Source organism: Oleiphilus sp. HI0086 (assembly GCF_001635225.1).
On the sequence record NZ_LWFZ01000100.1, the window covers coordinates 1 to 1,265 of the forward strand.

At 43.6% G+C, this 1,265-nt stretch carries 1 protein-coding gene; it reads left to right on the plus strand.

Annotated elements, in window-relative coordinates:
• On the plus strand, nucleotides 1-1,265 hold a 1,265-nt coding region (locus A3756_RS01400; RefSeq protein WP_197481091.1), incomplete at both ends, for an NAD-glutamate dehydrogenase domain-containing protein.

Below are 1,265 nucleotides of genomic sequence, written 5' to 3' on the forward strand. Positions count from 1 at the left end.
GCTCCAAATGATTTGATAAATCGAATACTAAAGGCAGAGGTTGACCTGCTTTGGTTTGGCGGCATTGGCACCTATATTATGTCGAGCAAGGAAACTCACGCGGATGTGGGTGATAAGGCTAATGATGTATTACGTATCACCGGTAAAGAGCTAAAAGCCAAAGTAGTCGGTGAGGGCGGAAATTTGGGTATGACCCAGCTTTCTCGTATTGAGTATGCTCAGAGTGGCGGGCAATTAAATACAGACTTTATCGATAACGCGGCTGGCGTAGACTGCTCAGATCATGAAGTGAATATAAAGATCCTCTTGAATGATATATTGCTGAATGGAGACTTAACTGAGAAGCAAAGAAATAAACTGTTAGCAGACATGACGGATAGCGTGTCTGATCTCGTTTTAAAAAATAACTACCGTCAAACACAAGCAATTAGTATAGCGCTTAAAGATGCGATGCCAAGAATGGAAGAGTATCGACGTCTGATCAATGCAATGGAAGCATCAGGAAAGCTGAATCGTGAACTTGAGTTCCTGCCTTGTGATGACGATATCACTGAGCGAAAGTCTCTAGATATGGGGCTAACAAGACCCGAGTTATCAGTACTTATCTCCTATGTAAAAGGTGACCTTAAAGAAGAGCTTATTAACTCGAACCTTCCTGATGATGACCACTTGAGTGATGAAATTGAGGTCGCCTTCCCACAACAGATAGTCAAGAAATACGGTGCTCAACTTCATGATCATCGCTTAAGAAGAGAGATCATATCAACGCAGGTTGCTAACGATATGGTCAATCATATGGGGATTACATTCGTTGAGCGGTTAAAGCAATCAACAGGTGCAAGCTCCTCTTCAGTTGCTTTGGCTTATATTATCGCGCGTGATGTATTTGACCTTGAAAATATTTGGGGGCAAATAGAGGATCTTGATTACCTTATTTCCAGTGACCTCCAGTACAGTATGATGGCTGAGTTAATGAGTTTAATGCGCAGAGCATGTCGCTGGCTGATCAGAAATCGTCGCAGTGAATTAAACGTTACTGAGAATATGGACCGTTTCAAAACTGGTATAGCCAAGATTGCTAAATCGTTACCAAGTTACCTGACTGGCGCATCTGCCCAGTTATGGCAAGATAAGTTTGATAGCCTGGTCGAGCAAGGTGTGCCGGAAAAGCTCGCAGGTATTGTCGCTGGGGCCAGTCATTTGTATTCTGCGCTTGGGATTATAGAGGCGCAGGAAGAGGGTGATGGCTCTCTGGATCAGGTTGC